Source organism: Streptococcus infantis, from assembly GCF_047464615.1.
In the GTDB taxonomy this organism is placed as follows: domain Bacteria; phylum Bacillota; class Bacilli; order Lactobacillales; family Streptococcaceae; genus Streptococcus; species Streptococcus infantis_Y.
The window spans coordinates 50,512-70,512 of sequence record NZ_JASHBO010000011.1 but is presented as its reverse complement, the minus strand read 5'-3'; the positions used below and the strand labels follow the sequence as shown (position 1 = coordinate 70,512).

General features: G+C 41.8%; 13 protein-coding genes. 1 reads left to right on the top strand and 12 read right to left on the bottom strand.

Annotation, left to right across the window (positions count from 1 at the left end; all coding sequences use genetic code 11):
* Nucleotides 1–72 precede the first annotated feature (72 nt).
* The 3 genes from QM450_RS07710 to QM450_RS07700 form a co-directional block, all read right to left on the bottom strand.
* The gene (locus QM450_RS07710; protein WP_414320191.1) at nt 73–636 is read right to left on the bottom strand and encodes a sugar O-acetyltransferase; all 564 of its coding nucleotides are present in this window, start codon (nt 634–636) and stop codon (nt 73–75) included.
* Between the two features lie 451 nt (nt 637–1,087).
* A complete protein-coding gene (gene rpoC, locus QM450_RS07705) occupies nt 1,088–4,750 on the bottom strand; it encodes a DNA-directed RNA polymerase subunit beta' (protein WP_414320190.1) in 3,663 nt (1,220 codons plus the stop codon).
* Between the two features lie 32 nt (nt 4,751–4,782).
* On the bottom strand, nt 4,783–8,385 hold the full coding sequence (locus tag QM450_RS07700; RefSeq protein ID WP_301559182.1) for a DNA-directed RNA polymerase subunit beta: 3,603 nt from the start codon (nt 8,383–8,385) through the stop codon (nt 4,783–4,785).
* A gap of 431 nt (nt 8,386–8,816) precedes the next feature.
* Between QM450_RS07700 and QM450_RS07695 the strand changes: the two genes are divergently transcribed.
* On the top strand, nt 8,817–9,674 hold the full coding sequence (locus QM450_RS07695; RefSeq protein ID WP_223339512.1) for a 5'-nucleotidase, lipoprotein e(P4) family: 858 nt from the start codon (nt 8,817–8,819) through the stop codon (nt 9,672–9,674).
* 142 nt (nt 9,675–9,816) lie between these two features.
* On the opposite strand, the gene QM450_RS07690 is transcribed toward QM450_RS07695, so the two are convergent.
* The 9 genes from QM450_RS07690 to dltA form a co-directional block, all read right to left on the bottom strand.
* Nucleotides 9,817–11,319 (bottom strand): zinc ABC transporter substrate-binding protein AdcA, encoded by a 1,503-nt coding sequence (locus QM450_RS07690; RefSeq protein ID WP_414320189.1) that lies wholly within the window; start codon nt 11,317–11,319, stop codon nt 9,817–9,819.
* 9 nt (nt 11,320–11,328) lie between these two features.
* On the bottom strand, nt 11,329–12,135 hold the full coding sequence (locus QM450_RS07685) for a metal ABC transporter permease (protein ID WP_061863957.1): 807 nt from the start codon (nt 12,133–12,135) through the stop codon (nt 11,329–11,331).
* On the bottom strand, nt 12,128–12,832 hold the full coding sequence (locus QM450_RS07680; protein WP_316108278.1) for a metal ABC transporter ATP-binding protein: 705 nt from the start codon (nt 12,830–12,832) through the stop codon (nt 12,128–12,130). The genes QM450_RS07685 and QM450_RS07680 overlap by 8 nt, the downstream gene beginning before the upstream one ends.
* Nucleotides 12,832–13,272: a zinc-dependent transcriptional regulator AdcR gene (gene adcR, locus QM450_RS07675; RefSeq protein WP_414320188.1), complete on the bottom strand. Its 441-nt coding sequence runs from the start codon at nt 13,270–13,272 to the stop codon at nt 12,832–12,834. The genes QM450_RS07680 and adcR overlap by 1 nt, the downstream gene beginning before the upstream one ends.
* A gap of 243 nt (nt 13,273–13,515) precedes the next feature.
* On the bottom strand, nt 13,516–15,549 hold the full coding sequence (gene nt5e / locus QM450_RS07670) for a cell surface ecto-5'-nucleotidase Nt5e (RefSeq protein WP_414320187.1): 2,034 nt from the start codon (nt 15,547–15,549) through the stop codon (nt 13,516–13,518).
* Nucleotides 15,550–15,687: 138 nt separating this feature from the next.
* Nucleotides 15,688–16,956 (bottom strand): D-alanyl-lipoteichoic acid biosynthesis protein DltD, encoded by a 1,269-nt coding sequence (dltD, locus tag QM450_RS07665; RefSeq protein WP_414320186.1) that lies wholly within the window; start codon nt 16,954–16,956, stop codon nt 15,688–15,690.
* Nucleotides 16,949–17,188, bottom strand: a complete 240-nt coding sequence (gene dltC / locus QM450_RS07660) for a D-alanine--poly(phosphoribitol) ligase subunit DltC (protein WP_414294956.1) — start codon at nt 17,186–17,188, stop codon at nt 16,949–16,951. The genes dltD and dltC overlap by 8 nt, the downstream gene beginning before the upstream one ends.
* A gap of 13 nt (nt 17,189–17,201) precedes the next feature.
* The gene (gene dltB, locus QM450_RS07655; protein WP_414320185.1) at nt 17,202–18,446 is read right to left on the bottom strand and encodes a D-alanyl-lipoteichoic acid biosynthesis protein DltB; all 1,245 of its coding nucleotides are present in this window, start codon (nt 18,444–18,446) and stop codon (nt 17,202–17,204) included.
* Entirely contained in the window at nt 18,443–19,993 is a 1,551-nt protein-coding gene (dltA, locus tag QM450_RS07650; RefSeq protein ID WP_414320184.1) for a D-alanine--poly(phosphoribitol) ligase subunit DltA, read from the bottom strand. The genes dltB and dltA overlap by 4 nt, the downstream gene beginning before the upstream one ends.
* Between the last annotated feature and the right edge of the window lie 8 nt (nt 19,994–20,001).

Below are 20,001 nucleotides of genomic sequence, written 5' to 3'. Positions count from 1 at the left end.
CTGAGACTGGTTAGGCTTTTCGATTTCAAAGAGCTCTTTTGAAAAAGACTTCACTTTCTCTTTCTACAACCTTTAATTTCCTTTAACTGGAATCTCTTTGATAACTCGTGCTGGATTTCCTGCTAGAACTACGTTGTCACCAAAGGATTTTGTAATGACCGCTCCTGCTCCTGCAACGACATTATCCCCTAAAGTAACACCCGGAAGGACGATAACTCCTCCCCCTGCCCAAAAGTTCTTACCAATCGTGATGGGTTTGCCAAATTCTAGTCCCGAGTTTCGTTCATCGGGATCCAGCGGATGAAGAGGTGTCAAAAACTGACAATTAGGACCAATCATGGCATTATCACCAATAGTAATCGGACATACGTCCAACATGGTCAAATTCCAATTGGAATAAAAATTTTCTCCCAGATGAATATTGACCCCGTAATCTACCATCAAGCGAGGGTTGATGTAGAGATTTTCACCAGTAGAACCAAACCATCCTTTGATGATTTCCATACCTTTTACTGGATCCACCTCTTCATTAAAAGCGGCTTGCTTTTGTCGCGCTGTTTGTGCTAGAGAACGGAGGTCTGGGTCGAATGGGTGGTATGGTTCTCCCGCGATCATTTTTTGATATTCTGTTTTCATGTTATTTCTTTCTTGCTTGTTTTAGATGATTGTAGCATAGTTTTAAATTTCGAGCAAGTTATAGTGAAATGAAATAGAATCTGAACAAATTTACCAGAGTAGTTAAGTCAATTTCTAGCATTTTTTAGAATTCACAGTGTACTGTTTTGTATTTGATCTACTATAAATTTAAAATTGAAAAAATGTTTATATAGTGGATTGAAATAAGATATGAACAGAGAGATTAGAAAAGTCAAACTAATTTCTAGAAATATTTTTAGCAGTTGTAGTGTACTCTTCTAGATTCAATCTACTATAAAACACAAGTCTAGCCTTAAATAAAAAAAGCGAGCAAAGCCAGTTTTCTGACAATCAGAATTCTGCCTTGTTCGCTTTTTTATCTAGTGGATCCTTCTTAAGAATCTATAGTGAATGATTAATCTTTTCATCTCAGATCTTAAGTAACATCTACTTATTCGCTTACTTCAACAGTTTCAACGACTTCTTCTACAGTCGTATCAACTGGAGCTTCTTCTTGTGAAGATGCTAAGTAAGACTCTTCGTTGACTGCTTGTGGTTCAAGGTTACGGTAACGTGCCATACCTGTACCAGCTGGGATAATCTTACCGATGATAACATTTTCCTTAAGACCAAGGAGATGGTCTTTCTTACCACGGATAGCTGCGTCTGTAAGGACACGAGTTGTTTCCTGGAAGGAAGCTGCTGACAAGAAACTATTTGTTTCAAGTGAGGCTTTGGTGATTCCCATAAGGACTGGACGACCAGTCGCTGGCACTCCACCTGCGATAAGAACATCCTTGTTAGCATCTGTAAAGTCGTTGATGTCCATAAGTGTTCCCATGAGAAGATCTGTGTCTCCTGGATCCATAACACGAACTTTACGGATCATTTGACGAACCATTACCTCGATGTGTTTGTCACCGATTTCTACCCCTTGGCTACGGTAAACTTTTTGTACTTCACCGAGAAGGTAGGTTTCAACTGACAAGACATCACGTACAGCAAGGAGACGTTTCGGTTGGATAGAACCTTCTGTCAATGCTGCACCGCGAGAGACTTGGTCTCCAACTTCGACACGCATACGTGCTGTAAATGGTACCACGTATTCGCCTTCGCCAGTTTCACCCTTAACAAAGACTTTCTTAGTACGAGTTGATGCATCTTCTTCGATAGCAGTAACTTGTCCTTTGACCTCTGTGATAACCGCTTCCCCTTTAGGATTGCGGGCTTCAAAGATTTCTTGGACACGAGGAAGACCCTGAGTGATATCGGTATTTGAGGCAACCCCACCCGTGTGGAAGGTACGCATTGTAAGCTGTGTACCAGGTTCCCCGATAGATTGGGCAGCGATTGTACCAACTGCTTCACCGACTTCGACCGCATCACCAGTCGCCAAGTTGATACCGTAACAGTGACGGCAGACACCGTGACGAGTGTTACATGTAAATACAGAGCGGATAGTCACTTCTTCCACACCAGCATTGACAATTTCACGCGCCTTATCTTCTGTGATCAATTCATTTGGACCAATGATAATTGCACCAGTTTCTGGATGTTTAACAGTTTTCTTAGTGTAACGACCATTGAGACGCTCTTCAAGAGACTCGATCATCTCTTTTCCTTCTGCGATAGAGCGGATCAAGAGACCACGATCTGTTCCACAGTCGTCCTCACGGATGATAACGTCTTGGGCAACGTCAACCAAACGACGAGTCAAGTAACCTGAGTCGGCTGTCTTAAGGGCCGTATCAGTCATACCTTTACGGGCACCGTGAGTTGAGAAGAACATTTCGAGTACTGACAAACCTTCACGGAAGTTTGAAAGGATTGGCAATTCCATGATACGACCGTTCGGAGCCGCCATCAGACCACGCATACCGGCAAGCTGTGAGAAGTTTGAGATGTTACCACGGGCTCCAGAGTCCATCATCATAACGATAGGGTTCTTAGGATCTTGGTTAGCAATCAAACGTTTTTCAAGTTTTTCACGGGCAGCACGCCATTCAGCCGTAACGGCATTGTAACGCTCGTCGTCTGTGATCATACCACGACGGAATTGTTTAGTAATTTGTTCTACACGTTTGTGTGATTCTTCAATGATTTCAGCCTTGTCATCAACGACTGGGATATCGGCAATACCCACTGTCAATCCTGCAAGAGTTGAGTGGTGGTAACCGAGGTTCTTCATACGGTCAAGTAGGGCAGAAGTTTCTGTCGTACGGAAACGTTTGAAGATTTCAGCGATGATATTTCCAAGGTTTTTCTTCTTGAATGGAGGGTTGAGTTCAAGTTTGCTGATTGCTTCCTTGATATCTCCACCAAGTGGCAAGAAGTATTTAGCTGGAACGCCTTCTGTCAAGTTGGCATTGTTTGGTTCTTGCAAGTATGGTAGACCCTCTGGCATGATGTCGTTGAAGAGGATTTTACCAACTGTTGTAAGCAAGACCTTGTGTTTTTGCTCTTCTGTCCATGGTTTGTTGAGGCTGTCTGTTGCAATACCAACACGTGAGTGGAGGTGAACATAACCATTGCGGTAAGCCATAACCGCTTCGTCACGGTCTTTGAAGACCATTCCTTCACCTTCACGACCAGCTTCTTCCATGGTCAAGTAGTAGTTACCCAAAACCATATCCTGTGATGGAGTAACAACTGGTTTACCATCTTTCGGGTTCAAGATGTGCTCAGCAGCGAGCATGAGGATACGAGCTTCTGCTTGAGCTTCTTCTGAAAGCGGTACGTGGATGGCCATTTGGTCCCCGTCAAAGTCGGCATTGTAGGCTTCACAGACAAGTGGGTGCAAGCGAAGGGCCTTACCATCAATCAAGACTGGCTCGAAGGCTTGGATACCCAAACGGTGAAGGGTAGGTGCGCGGTTCAAAAGTACTGGGTGTTCTTTGATCACTTCTTCAAGGATATCCCAGATACGCTCATCTCCACGTTCTACCAAGCGTTTAGCCGCTTTAACGTTTTGCACAATATCGCGAGCTACGATTTCACGCATGACAAATGGTTTAAAGAGCTCGATAGCCATTTCACGTGGCACACCACATTGGTACATCTTAAGAGTTGGACCAACGGCGATAACGGAACGTCCTGAGAAGTCAACACGTTTACCGAGCAAGTTTTGACGGAAGCGTCCTTGTTTACCTTTGAGCATGTGGCTCAATGATTTAAGTGGACGGCTACCTGGTCCTGTGATTGGACGACCACGACGACCATTGTCAATCAAAGCGTCAACCGCTTCTTGAAGCATACGCTTCTCATTTTGAACGATGATACCTGGTGCATTCAACTCAAGCAAACGAGCCAAACGGTTGTTACGGTTGATAACACGACGGTAAAGGTCGTTCAAGTCAGATGAGGCAAAACGACCACCATCCAACTGCAACATTGGACGAAGATCTGGTGGAATAACCGGAAGGATGTTAAGAATCATCCATTCAGGTTTATTTCCAGACTTGTAAAAGGCATCCAAAACATCCAAACGACGGATGGCTTTGATACGTTTTTGTCCAGTTGCTGTCTTCAATTCTTCTTTAAGTTCAGCAATTTCTTTTTCAAGATCTACTTGTTTCAAGAGGTCTTGGATAGCTTCGGCACCCATTTTAGCAACGAATGATCCGTAGCCATATTCACGCAAGCGCTCACGATATTCACGCTCTGTCATGATAGATTTGTGCTCAAGTGGTGTATCCTTTGGATCAATCACCACGTAAGCAGCAAAGTAGATTACTTCCTCGAGGGCACGAGGGCTCATATCAAGGGTCAAGCCCATACGGCTTGGAATCCCCTTGAAATACCAGATATGAGATACAGGAGCTTTCAACTCGATGTGTCCCATACGTTCACGACGAACTTTTGTACGCGTTACTTCAACACCACAACGGTCACAAACAATCCCTCTGTAACGAATGCGTTTGTACTTACCACAAGCACATTCCCAGTCTTTTGTAGGACCAAAGATGACTTCGTCGAATAGTCCTTCACGTTCTGGTTTCAACGTACGGTAATTGATTGTTTCAGGTTTTTTGACTTCTCCATAAGACCATGAACGGACTTTACTTGGAGAAGCTAGTGTGATTTGCATACTTTTAAAACGATTTACGTCAACCACTATTTCTTCCCTTTCTATTCTAAGTGAGCTACTTATTCTTGTTCAGTAGCTTCTTCTGTTGCTTCCGCTTTTGCACCTTCTTCAGCTTCAAAAGCAGCTTTTGCTTCTTCAGCAGCTTTTTTACGTGCTTTTTCAAGGTCATCTACGTGGATGACATCTTCGTCCATGCCCTCATCAAGATCACGAAGTTCAACTTCTTGATCATCTTCGTCAAGGACACGCATGTCAAGACCAAGTGATTGCAATTCTTTAACAAGAACTCGGAAGGATTCTGGAACACCTGGTTTTGGAATTGGTTTTCCTTTTGTAATAGCTTCATAAGCTTTCAAACGTCCGTTGATATCGTCAGACTTGTAAGTCAAGATTTCTTGAAGGACATTTGATGCACCATAGGCTTCAAGCGCCCAAACCTCCATCTCACCGAAACGTTGTCCACCAAACTGAGCTTTACCTCCGAGTGGTTGTTGAGTAACGGTTGAGTATGGTCCGACTGAACGAGCGTGCAATTTATCATCAACCATGTGGTGAAGTTTGATCATGTACATGACACCAACTGACACACGGTTATCAAATGGTTCACCAGTACGTCCATCGTAAAGGATAGTCTTAGCATCGCTATCCATACCTGCTTCCTTAACAGTTGACCAAAGATCTTCTGAACTTGCTCCGTCAAAGACTGGTGTTGCGATGTGGATACCAAGAGTACGAGCTGCCATACCAAGGTGAAGCTCCATTACCTGACCGATATTCATACGTGATGGCACCCCAAGTGGGTTCAACATGATATCAACTGGAGTTCCATCTGGAAGGTAAGGCATGTCTTCTACAGGAACGATACGAGAAACAACCCCTTTGTTTCCGTGACGTCCGGCCATCTTATCTCCGACCTTAATCTTACGTTTTTGAGCGATGTAAACACGAACCAGCATATTAACGCCTGATTGCAATTCATCACCGTTTGCACGTGTAAAGATCTTAACATCACGAACGACACCATCGGCACCGTGTGGTACACGAAGAGAAGTGTCACGAACTTCACGAGATTTGTCTCCGAAGATAGCGTGCAAAAGACGTTCTTCAGCTGAAAGGTCTTTTTCACCCTTAGGTGTTACTTTACCTACAAGGATATCCCCTTCTTTAACCTCAGCACCGATACGGATAATACCCATTTCGTCAAGGTCTTTAAGGGCATCTTCACCAACGTTTGGAATTTCACGAGTAATTTCTTCGGGTCCAAGCTTTGTATCGCGAGTTTCTGATTCGTATTCTTCGAGGTGGACAGATGTGTAGACATCGTCTTTCACCAAGCGTTCGCTCATGATAACGGCATCCTCGAAGTTGTAACCTTCCCATGTCATGTAGGCAACGATTGGGTTTTGTCCAAGCGCCATTTCTCCATTTTCCATAGAAGGTCCATCTGCGATAAAGTCGCCTTTTTCTACAAGATCACCAACTTTAACAAGCGTACGTTGGTTGTAGGCAGTACCTGAGTTTGAACGACGGAATTTTTGGATATGGTAAACATCCAATGAGCCATCTTCACGACGAACTTCTACCTTGTCAGCATCGGCATAAGTAACTTTACCATCATACTGAGCAATCACAGCCGCTCCAGAGTCATGGGCTGCTTGATATTCCATACCAGTACCAACGTAAGGTGCTTTTGGATCAATCAATGGTACAGCCTGACGTTGCATGTTGGCACCCATGAGGGCACGGTTGGAGTCGTCGTTTTCCAAGAAAGGAATACATGCTGTCGCAACGGCAACTACCTGTTTTGGAGAAACGTCCATATAATCAACACTTGAAGCTGGGTATTCTTGGTTAACCCCTTGGTGACGTCCCATGACAACTTTTTCAGCAAAAGTGCCATCTGCGTTCAATTTAGAGTTAGCCTGTGCTACTGTGTACTCATCTTCTTCATCAGCAGTCAACCAAACGATTTCGTTAGTTACTTTTCCAGTTTCACGGTCAACCTTGCGGTATGGTGTTTGAATGAAACCATACTTGTTGAGGTGTCCGTATGAAGACAAGTTGTTGATCAAACCGATGTTTGGTCCCTCAGGTGTCTCGATTGGACACATACGACCATAGTGAGTGTAGTGCACGTCACGCACTTCATATCCAGCGCGGTCACGTGTCAAACCACCAGGTCCTAAGGCAGACAAACGACGTTTGTGTGACAACTCAGAAAGCGGGTTGTGTTGGTCCATGAACTGTGACAATTGAGAAGAACCAAAGAATTCTTTGATTGCTGCAGTTACTGGACGGATATTGATAATTTGTTGTGGTGTTAGTACTTCGTTATCTTGAACAGACATACGTTCACGAACGTTACGTTCCATACGTGAAAGTCCAAGACGCACTTGGTTGGCAAGCAATTCACCAACAGCACGGATACGACGATTTCCAAGGTGGTCAATATCATCCACACGACCAATACCTTCAGCCAAGTTGAGGAAGTAGCTCATCTCAGCCAAGATATCTGCAGGCGTTACGATACGAACCTTGTCATCTGGATTTGCATTACCGATGATAGTTACAACACGGTCTGGATCAGTTGGTGCAACAACCTTGAATTTTTGAAGAACAACTGGCTCTGTTACTACAGCAGCATCATTTGGAATGTAGACAATCTTGTTCAAATCGCCATCCAAATGGCTTTCAATGCTTTCAATCACGCTACGAGTCATGATTGTTCCAGCTTCTACCAAGATTTCACCTGTTTCAGGGTCTACCAATGGTTCAGCAATTGTTTGGTTAAGCAAACGTGTTTTAACATTGAGTTTTTTATTGATCTTGTAACGACCAACTGCAGCCAAGTCATAACGACGTGGGTCGAAGAAACGAGCTACAAGCAAGCTACGTGAGCTTTCAGCAGTCTTAGGCTCACCTGGACGAAGGCGTTCGTAGATTTCCTTCAAAGCTTCGTCTGTACGAGAGTCCATTGGGTTCTTGTGAATATCTTTTTCAACAGTGTTACGAACAAGATCACTGTCACCAAAGATATCAAAGATTTCATCATCACCTGAGAAACCAAGCGCACGAACCAAGGTCGTAAATGGAATCTTACGAGTGCGGTCGATACGAGTGTAGGCGATGTCTTTTGAGTCGCTTTCAAGTTCCAACCAAGCTCCACGGTTAGGGATAACAGTTGAACCGTAACCCACTTTACCATTTTTGTCTACCTTGTCATTAAAGTAAACACCTGGAGAACGCACCAACTGTGATACGATGATACGTTCACCACCATTGATGATAAAGGTTCCCATCTCAGTCATGATTGGGAAATCACCAAAGAATACTTCCTGTGTCTTGATTTCGCCAGTTTCTTTGTTAATCAAGCGGAAGGTTACAAAGATAGGTGCTGAGTAGCTGGCATCGTGGATACGAGCTTCTTCAAGCGTATATTTAGGTTCTTTGATTTCGTAGCCAACAAATTCCAACTCCATTGTGTCTGTGAAGTTTGAAATTGGCAATACATCTTCAAACACTTCCTTCAGACCATGGTCTAGGAAATCTTTAAATGAATCAGTTTGAATTTCAATCAAATTTGGTAAGTCAAGAACTTCTTTGATTCTTGAAAAACTACGACGGGTACGATGTTTCCCGTATTGAACGTCATGTCCTGCCAAGATGATTCTCCTTTTTAAATAAAGTTCCAAGCTTAGTGATCTAAGCTAGTAATTATCGTTAGATGGTTCTAAAAACCCTATCAACTTATCCCCCTCGACTAATTTTCAGAATCTTTAAATCTTTGTTACAAAGTCCAAAAAACCTGAAAAAAAGCACAAAAAGAGCAGCTAAATCCGACTTTTTCAGGAGATTTAACTGCTGTGAGCCTTGTCCGGACAATATTTCAGACAAAACCTACGACAAATGATTATTTATATTATACCTTATTTAGCTAGATTTTTCAAGGTCTTTTAAAGATTTTTCTCTTCCTTAAATCCGTTAATTATCAGCATCTTTCTTTGAAAAACTAAGTCCATATTTAGGAAAACGCTTGCCTTAACTATTTCCTCATGCTATACTGTTATTGAAATTAATAGACAGGAGACATTTTATGAAAACAGCTAAAACCACTGTTACAATCGTTTCTGCACTTGCATCTGTCATCTTATTGACCAGCTGCGCCACAAAATCCACAGAAACACAAACATCCGCTAATAACTCATCTGACAATCAGATTACAATGACTTACGACCAACTACGGTCTAGAGAAAATACCATGTCAACTCTCTGGTATCAAAAAGCGGCCGAAACAAAAGCCTTGTATCTACAAGGTTATAATGTTGCTACAGATCGTCTCAAGGAATTACTGAAAACAGAATCAGACAAGCCTTATTCGATTGTTTTGGACTTGGACGAAACGGTCCTAGATAACAGTCCTTATCAAGTTCAAAATGTCAAAGATGGAACAGCATTCACACCTGAAAATTGGGATGTTTGGGTCCAAAAAGCTGCAGCAAAAGCCGTCCCAGGCGCTAAAGATTTTCTTCAGTTTGCCGATCAAAACGGTGTTCAAATCTACTATATTTCTGACCGTTCAGTCGACCAAGTAGATGCTACCATTAAAAATCTAGAAAGCGAAGGTATTCCTGTACAAGGACGTGATCACCTCATGTTCCTAGAAAGTGGTGTAAAATCCAAAGAAGGTCGTCGACAAGCGGTTCAAGAAAAGACAAATCTTGTGTTACTATTTGGTGATAACCTTGTAGACTTTGCAGATTTTTCTAAGACTTCTGAAGCTGATCGTGACAAACAACTTGAAGAATTGCAAAAAGAATTTGGTGAAAAATTCATCATCTTCCCAAATCCAATGTATGGATCATGGGAAACAGCAGTTTACGGTGGTAATAAACTAGATGCCAAGGGACAAGTAGAAGAACGCGAAAAGGCTTTACAAGGCTTTGACAAGTAATAAAAACTTGGTATTCAATAAGGCCATAAGTACAAAAAGAAGTGCCAAAGCTCTTTAACTGACAAAACTCAAAAAAGCGGACAAGAGAGGATTCTGATAACCAGAAAACTTTCCTGTTCGCTTTTATCATGTGAATCGTATCTTAATGAGCCAACATTTCTTGGGCGATTTCTTGACCAGATAAATTCTCTGGATAGTAAGTTGGCCAGTTGTCCATCTCCTCAAAGAGGGCTTCTTGGCTAGTACCTCCAAAGAAGATATGGAAGTGTCCGGTCTTAACTGGTGCGATATTGTGGTCGCTGAATTGAACATACTTAAATTGTCCAGCGTCTGCATCTGTCGCTTCAAAGAGATAACGAACTCCTCGATTCCCTTTCTTATAGGTCAAGATTTTCTTGCCGACATACTTGTAGGTATATTTCTTACTTTGGTCACCTTGGATGAATTCCATAGTGTTATCCGTGATATTAATCTTAGATACATCCGTTTGATAGCCTTTTTGATAGTAGGCTTTGTATTCATCCTTAGTCATCTTACCAGTCAACTTAGCCTTGTATTCAAAGACTTGGTCTAGAGTACCATCTTCAAGGAAAGGATAGACTGACTGCCAGTTGCCAGCATAGTCACTTAGGGTACGGTCCTTAACATCCGCATCCTCAAAGTAACCATTTTGAACGGTTTTAGTTTCCTCTGCTTTTTCTGGTTCAATTTCTGCCCCTGCCTGGTCAGTTGTTTGCTTGAGGGCCTTGAGATTTTTCTCCATGACAGAGATATAGTTTTCTCCAGCTTTCATGTCCTCTTCGGTCAAGCTTTCCAGAGGATTCAGAACGTCTAACTTAACTCCTGTTTCTTTTGAGAGAGTATTAGCTAGGGCTTGTGAGGCATTTTCTTCAAAGTAGATATAAGAAATCTTGTTTTTCTTGATATATTCGGTCAATTCTGCCAAGCGGCTTGCTGAAGGCTCCGCATCTGGCGAAAGCCCAGAGATAGAGACTTGAGTGAGTCCGTAGTCCAAGGCAAGATAACGAAAGGCAGCGTGTTGAGTCACAAAACTCTTTTGTTTAGCACTAGAAAGTCCTTCAGTATAGGCCTTATCCAAGGCTTGCAATTTTTCGATATAGACTGCTGCATTTTGTTCAAAAGTCGCCTTCTTATCTGGATAGTCAGCTGAAAGACTGTCACGGATATGTTCTACAAGTTTGATCGCACGCGCAGGAGACAACCATACATGAGGGTCATACTCGTGATGATGACCTTCTTCACCATGGTCATGGTCTTCCTCTTCTTCACTTCCTGGAAGAAGCAACATATCTCCAGTAGCCTTGATTGTTTTTACTTTTTTCGCATCTAGTGAATCTAAAAGCTTGGGAACCCATGTTTCCATGTTCTCATTCTCATAAACAAAGGCATTAGCATCTTGGATTTTAGCAACTGCCTTAGGCGATGGTTCATAATCATGTGGTTCTGTCCCTGCTCCAATCAAGAGCTCTACATTGGCTGTATCTCCTGCTACTTGCTTGGTAAATTCGTAGACAGGATAGAAAGTTGTAACGATATTTAATTTCCCGTCTGCCTGTTTTTGATTAGAACAAGCAACCAAAAAAACTGTCACAAGACTTGCCAAAAGTAGGCCTAGTTTTTTCATTTTTTTCTCCTATTTGATAAAACGTTTGAGTAAGCTGACTAACAAGAAGACAACTACAAAGATAATGGTAATACTTGCACTCGGTGGTGTTTCTGCATAATAGGATATATAAAGTCCTGCCACCATGCCTAGAAAACCAATAACGCTGGCAAGAATCATCACCGAACTAAAGTTCTTCCCTAAACGCAAAGCAATACTTGCTGGCAAGACCATGATAGTTGATACCAAAAGTGCTCCCGCAGCTGGGATCATGAGAGCAATAGCCACACCCGTCACCATGTTAAAGAGAATAGACATGGTACGCACTGGAAGACCATCTACAAAAGCTGTATCCTCGTCAAAAGTTAAGATGTACATGGGTCTCAAAAAGAGGAAGGTCAGAATTAAAACAACCGCTGCAATGACAAAGAGCCCAATTACCTGCTCTTGACTAATAGTCACGATAGAACCAAAGAGGTATTGGTCCAAACTCATCGAGCTAGAGCTCTTACCCTTACTCATCACAATGAGTGAAACCGCAAGTCCTGTAGACATGAGAATAGCTGTCCCAATCTCCATAAAGCTTTTATAAACCGTGCGGAGATATTCAAGGAAGACCGCTGCAATCAAGACAATGGCAATGGTTGAGATGGTCGGAGAAATTCCCAAAACCAAACCAAAGGCAACACCCGAAAGTGAGACGTGACTCAGAGTATCACTCATGAGACTTTGACGGCGCAAAATGAGGAAAGTCCCAAGAACTGGTGAAAAGAGACTCATGGCAATAACTGCCAAAAAGGCCCGCTGCATAAAATCATAAGAAAATAGATTAAGCATGGTCCACCTCCTGATCATTTTCATGGACGTTGAAGCAACGCCATGGCGAATCTTGGTCTCGGACCAGGTGGATATTACGATCTGCGTAATCCTTGACTTCTTCAGGATCGTGAGTAATCATCAGAACAGCCTTGCCATGGTGGTGGGCACTATGGTGCATAAGCTCATAAAACTCATTCTTGGTGCCAGCATCCATCCCTGTTGTCGGCTCATCCAAGATAAAGATATCTGGATCTGAAGCAAACATACGTGCGATAACAGCTCTTTGCTTTTGCCCACCAGAGAGAGAACCAATCCGTTTATCCCGATGCTCCCACATACCGACAGAGTTTAAACTAGCCTTGATGTGTTCTTCATCGTGAGCATTCAAACGACGGAACCAGCCCTTTCTTGGGTAGCGACCTGATTTGACAAACTCATAAACAGTACTTGGAAAGCCTGCATTAAAACTTGCAATCTGCTGAGGAAGATAGGCAATTCTTAATTTTTTCCCATGAATATTTGTCTTTGAGATGGTTACTTTCCCAATTCTCGGTTGAAGAATTCCAAGACTAGCCTTGATTAGCGTTGTCTTGGCTGCTCCATTTTCCCCAGTAAGGGTGACAAATTCCCCACTATCAACACTATAGTTGATATGCTCAAGCACAGGTTCCTTGTCATAATAGAAGGACAAATCCTCTACTGTGATGTATCTCATTACTTGATTTCTCCTACTAAAGCAGTTAAAAACCGCTGGATAATTTTTTGTTCGTTTGGTGTGAACTGAGTGGCAACCTGCTCATAAGTCGAGAGGGTGTGCTCATGATGATGGTGATGTTCCTCAGCAATTGGTCGTGCTAAGTCTGTCAATCGATAGAAGATAACGCGCGCATCCTTGGGATCCTTAGATGTTTCTAACATTCCCTCCTTAACCAGGGCTTTGATAGCCTTGGTAACGGCAGCTTGACTAACATTGAGACGACGCGCCAACTCAGAGTTGGTTAGCGACTCCTCTGATAAAAGCATGAGAATATGCTCCTGGGTATTGGTCAAGGCCACATCACTGGTACAATGACCAACGAGAATTTCATGCTGATTTTCAGCTTTTAGGATAATCTCATTTAAAAAACGATCGATATCTTTTGCCAACTGTCTCATGATTTGCTCCTTTCTCAGAACGGAATTCTATAAATACAAGGTTTTCATACTCTTCAAAAATCAAATTCAAATCACGTCAGCTTCGTCTTGGCGTACTCAAGTACAGCCTGCGTCTCGCTTCCTAGTTTGCTCTTTGATTTTTATTGAGTATCACACCATTCCTTTACTAGTTAAGTATATCACATCCAAGCAAGGAGTCAAGAAAAAAGATGAAAACACCTGAGATGTTTTCATCCTTTAGAATTATTTTTCTTGTTTACGGCTAGTCCAGAGGGCTGTCGCTCCAAGAATCATCCCCAATAGCATCATGAAAATAGATTGCTCACTACCTGTATTTGGAAGTAATTTTTCTGATACGACTGTCTTGTTAGCAAACTTATCTGCAGCCTTATAATCAACTTTTACAGTAGAAGGTTGAGTCGGTTTTGTTGCTGGGTCTTCTTCTGGTTTAGCTGGGTCTTGCACTTTTCCTTCTTCAGGCAATGTAAATGTTTTTGAATCCACAGAAATCGTGCGTGAGTTTGGATTTACCTTTTCATACTGAGTCAAATCAGCTGTTTTAAGGTAATCCTCAAAGGCAGCATCCATTGAAGGGCCTTCTTCTCTGGCACCACCAAGCATGGTGTAACCGTCACCACCTGCTGCAAGGAAGTCATTGGTTGCTAGGTAGTAGACTTTAGCCAAATCTAGTTTTTCATAAAGACCAGTCGCACGATTCTTAACTTGAATAGCCAAGACACGTTTGTCTGCAGCTAGATTTGTATCGTAGTAGACCTTGGCTCCTGAAATCTGTAAGAATCCGCCACTTGGTTCTAGCAATGGTTGACCATTTTCATCCAAGACAATTTTTCCTGCCTTATCAACCTGCAAGATAGAGCCGAGTGATTTTTCAAACATATCCAGAACTTGCTGACCAGTTACTTGAATTTGTGAAATTGTGTTCCCAAATGGTAGAACCGCAATGACATTTCCTTTTGTAATTGGTTTACCCTTGGCAATCGTTTCACGCAAGCCACCACCATTTGTTACAGCGATATCTGTTGGATGACTAAATCCTGTTTGACCGTATTGATAGAGAGAATCCGCTACAACATTTCCAAGGTTGGTTTCACGGACACGGACATTTTCACGGTCACCGTTCAATTCAACTGGACTATTTGAAACAACTTCTATAGCATTTTCAGCGTCATACTTTTGTTTGATATCCTTGACAAGTTTTTCAATTTTTGGATTAGCTTCCAATTTCTTAGCATCTGCAGCTGCAATGAGTGAAGGATTCCCTAATAATTGGCGAGATTTATAAGTGATTTTACCAACGTTATGGAGATAGCTTCCTGTCTGATTGTATGTCACATTGTCCCCATAAGTAGTCGATTCTACTGTATGAGAGTGACCGTCAATCACTGTAACACGCTTACCTTTCAAAAGAGGATTTTTTGAAAGTGCTTCTGCAAGTGTTGAACCGCGCCATTCTACTGGCGTTGTTGTATCAACTCCCAAGTGAGCAAGGACAACATAGTGTTTGTAGTCCTTGCCTTCTGCCAAGGCTTTAGCTTGAATTTCTTCGATAACCTTGTTAACCTCTGCAATAGGTTCTGTAAAGGTTACGCCTTTGACATTTTTAGGGTGGGTCTTGGTAGCTGTTTCAGGCGTTGTCACACCGATGACGACAAATTCATCACCTGCAACATCCTTATTCTTATCAACAATTGTTGCTGCTTCAAATAAACGAGCACCGTTGACATAAGTGTTTGAGCTGAGCAATGGGAAGTTCAAAATTTCTTTGTATTTTTTAACTTCATCAAGTCCAAAATCAAACTCATGATTTCCTACAGCCATAGCATCGTAACCCATCTCATTTAGGATTTTGGCACGAGCTTCACCCTTTGTAGAGTTTGAAATCGGTAGACCTTGGAAGGCATCGCCTGCATCTACTACTAGAGTCGTTTGATCGCTCTTTTCGCGCTCCTTCTCAATAACTGTAGCGAGTTTGGCATCTCCAATTACTCCTTTTTCTTCTGCGATACGACCATGCACGTCATTGGTATGCAAGATAACAGTATCTGCTTCTTCTTTTTGAGGCGCAGCCTCTTCAACTGGCGTTGCCGGACTTGTAACAACCTCAGGAGTCGCTGTCACTACTGGTGCTTCTGTAGTGCTTACAACTTCTGTAGCTTCTGAAGAACTAGTATTTTCTTCAGCATAGACCTGTCCAGCTAAAAAGGCTGGAGCTAATAGGGCTGTCGATAGGACAGGCAACAAAAAACGTTTATTCATATTGAAATCCCTTTCTCTTCTTTCTTCTACCATTATACGCTATTTAGCATCATTTTAAAACTTTTAACCTTTTTTAGGGCAAGCTATCTGACATTTCATAAAAAAGTCTGAACAAAAAGTTCAAACTCCTTTTCTATATTATTGAAAATCTTTAATATTCCCATCGTAATTTGCCCAATCCTGGCTAAAGAAACGGTCATTCATTTGGTAAGTAGGTGCTGTTGTCGGATTGCTCAAAAAGGGATTTACAACCTTATCAAACGCCAACCAGCCTAACCAACCGATATGAATCGTATCCTTAACAAAGTAGGGATCTCCACCATTTTTTGAAAAGTCAGCGATATTGGTGAAACCCTGACTTTCCAACTGGTAACGAATTTTTTCAATAGAGTGTTGATACATTTCCTCGTTCAAACCTGTATAGTTCATCCATTTTTTATTGACAGGTTGAAAGACAAAGAGAACATTGACCTTAGACTTGGCAAATTGATCAAGCACTAGCTGCAAATCATTGTACTCAGTTGATTGGAGAAAGTTATAATTCTTTTGATAGCCTTCTAAATTTTTTAAGTCCTTCTTAAGCTGAGTGGTATAAAAATGGTTATCCATCCCCAAATCATTATTGGTCGTATTTTCTTCTGCATCCTTACGAGCAATATTTTCCAATTCTTCATAAGAAAATTGCTCTGGGAGACTGCTCAAATATTTTTCAATATGATCTTTGTACTTTAATCGACCATGAATGGAGAATTGACCAAAAAGAGCAGCTTGTCTTTCATTGAACTCGGCAGAGAGATTAACCATCGTTTGATCAAAGTCTGACAATTGTTCATTCTTGGCCAGCTTCTCAACAATCCCCTTCATCGGTACTCTTGGATTTTTCTTCAAGAGTCTAGTAGCCGCATATTGAGCAGCCAGATCTCCGGATTGATTTTCCAAAAAGGCCGTCAACTGGTCATTATTAAAAAAGCTTTGAAAAGTAGGCGCATCGTGCTCCTCTTTTGTAAACCATTGTGGAGAGATTACAAATACCGCTTGTTTGTTTTCAAGCTCAGATGTTATTTGTTGTAGTCCAAAGTACTGACTAAGAGAAGCTGCTCCTGCCTGCCCCATAAAATAAGGACGATAGGAGCGATTATACTTTTCAGCTAATACTCCTGGATGCATGCTATCAAAACGAATCCATTCACTCGAACCCAAAAAGGGTATAAAACGCATATCAGGATCCGTAAGAGCTCTTACTTTTTGACTTCTTTCCTTAAAGCTTTCTGCACTTATCGAAGCGGCAGAGTATTTTTCCTCCATAAGATTATGACTTGGACTACTTGGATAGAAACAGATAAGAAGGCACACCAGCAAGCCCGCTACAAAGACAGGCCCGAAAATCAGCCACAAGCGTTTAAGCATTCTTTAACTCCGTAATCCCTGCTACGATTTTACTAGCTGTATTCCAGTCATCACGACCAAATTCTGTAACTGGGACACGAATATCAAAGCGATTTTCGATTTCCACGATCAATTCAACGGTTCCCATACTATCCAAGACACCTGCATCAAAAAGATCCTCATCCATCATGTCAGAAACATCTTCCATAAACAATTCATCAATAATTTCAATAACTTCTGATTTGATATCCATTTTTTAATTCCTTTTATTTTTTAAACCATAAATCATTCAAAAACCCAGAGAAGATTAAGAATGAAATCATCACGACATGGAAGGTTATCACCATGCCAAGCAACTGAACCCAGCGATTCTCAGGCAAGGGAGGTCGCCCTGCTTTCTTACGTTCTTTATTGAGCGTTCTTTTCTTTCGAACCCAGGCATCATTAATGACTAAGCCCACTCCATGAAAGAGTCCGTAGGCGATGTAAAACCAAGTTATCCCATGCCAGAACCCCATAAGGAGCATATTCAGGATATAGGCGACACTTGAGGTCACATTTCGATTCTTAAAGAGCTTCTTTCTCGTCATCACCATGACCATGCGCATAAAGACAAAGTCACGGAACCAGAAGGATAAACTCATGTGCCAACGATTCCAAAACTCCTTCAAATCCCTTGATAAAAAAGGGTTGTTGAAGTTGATCGGACTACGAATCCCCATCAGATTTGAAATAGCTAGAGCAAACATGGAATAACCCGCAAAGTCAAAGAAGAGCTCCAGACCAAATGTGTACATGACTGCAACTACGTAGTAGTTAAAGAAGCCACCTGTTTGTAAAGCTAAATTCTTTAGCGGTGGCAATAAAATCTCGCCTAAAATATGAGCTAGGATAAATTTATATAGAAAACCCCACATGATATACCGAACGGACTCGGCTAGCATATCTAGCAACTCATCGCGCTCTGGTATCGTCTGATAATTTTCATTAAAACGTTTGAAACGATCAATAGGACCACTTGAAAATGTCGGCATAAAGAGAAGAAAACGCAAATACTCCCACATTTTCAAATCCTTAATGACTCCATCTCTAAGTTCGATGATGATTCCCACCGAACGAAATGTCAAATAAGAAATTCCGATAAAACCCAGCAAGGATTGTGTTCCGTTAATGGCTGTTTGCGCCTTTACAAATATAATTGGAAGTAAAGACAACAGACTAACGAGATAGAAAATCCATTTGCCATCTCGAATTTTTCGATACTGCTTGTAAAAAAGAACCAGTACAATTTGCCAAATTAGATAGATTCCTAAGGCAGCTATTTGATTAGTCTTGCCACCCGTCAACATGGTAACGATAAAGAATAGACTAACCAGTATTTCATACCAAGCAAAACGTTTTTTGAAAAAAAGACCGATAAAGATGGGCAAGGTAGCAGTAATCACGTACAAAAAGTACTGCGGATTCCCATACGGCTCAATATGAGGCAGCTGTTTCAGGAAATCCATCATCTATTATTCACCTCGTTAATCAATCCTTTGATATCAATCTTGCCATTTGGAGTCAGTGGCAATTCCTCTCTGTAAAGAAACTTAGATGGCATCATGTAAGACATTATAATATCTTCCAAGTCTTCCTTGATAGCTTTCGTGATATCAATTTCGCGCTCAAATTGTTCTTTGACGCCATCTTTTAAGATAACATAGGCCAAGAGATTTTGGACCTTGTGATCCTTGTTGTAACGAGGAACTGCAACAGCAGATTCAACGTACTTAGATTTGTTCAAGTTTTGAGAGACATCCTCTAGTTCAATACGATAGCCATTAAACTTGATCTGGAAGTCCATCCGTCCACCGTAAAGAAGAAGACCTTCATCTGTCATAGTTCCAACATCTCCAGTGTGGTAGGCTGGCAAACCTTCAAATTCGAAGAAGGCTTCAGCTGTTTTTTCAGGATTGTTCATGTAGCCTTTTGAAACAGCTGGACCAGATACGATGATCTCCCCTTGTTCTCCATTTGGTAATTTATTCCCTCCCTCATCGATAATAAAGGTTGGAGAATCTTCTTTGGTGTAGCCAATCGGAAGACGTTTCAAGGTTGCTAACATCTCATCTGTAATAGCGACTGCTGACAAAGCTACCGTCGCTTCAGTCGGCCCATAAGCATTGATGATACGCGCATGTGGGAAACGCTCGCGCAATTTCTGAGCGGTTTTAACTGTCAACTCTTCCCCATCAAAATAGAAATGGGTGATGCCTGGCATCTTTTCAGCATTGAAATCTTCAGACAACATGGCCATATCTGCAAAAGATGGTGTTGAAGTCCAGATAGAAATTGGAAGTGAAAAGATGGTCGCAAAGAGTTGCTTAAAGTCTTGAGTAATGGCCGATGGGAGGGCAAAAAGCGTTCCTCCAAGAGCCAAGGTCGGTGCCCAATACATGACAGACAAGTCAAAGGAATAGGGTGGTTGCGCCAACATTTGTGGACGCTCTGGCGTCGCAAATTCCTTGTCCGTAATCATCCAGTTGGTAAAGCTGAGCAAATTATCATGCGAAATTTGCACTCCTTTAGGTTTTCCAGTAGTCCCTGAAGTAAAGATGATGTAGTAGTTATCATCCCCCTTGACCGGATGCGTGATCTCATAGCTTGCCCCCTTAGCAAAGGCTTCTTGAACCTGAGTTAGAGTCATCATTGGCGTAGAGACCTGCTCCAATGGAAAGTCTGAAATGGCAATAATCAAGCTTGGTTCTGCAACCTCCAATATAGCCGAAACTCGCTCCAAGGCCGAATGACTGTCAATTGGAATGTAGGCATGACCTGACTTGGTCAAGGCTACAAAGGTAGCCAACATCTCATACTCCTGACCACCAAAAACGACTACTGGAGATTTTTCAGGTAATCCTAGCTGATCAATGGTTGCAGCCAAACTATCTGAATCAGCCTTTAAATCACCATAAGTGTGCTCTTGCCCTAAGACATTGTATACTGGAAAGGTAGGTTGAGTTTGGGCGAAATATTCAATCGCTTCAATCATATCTTTTATCGGCTTATTAGACACGATGATTT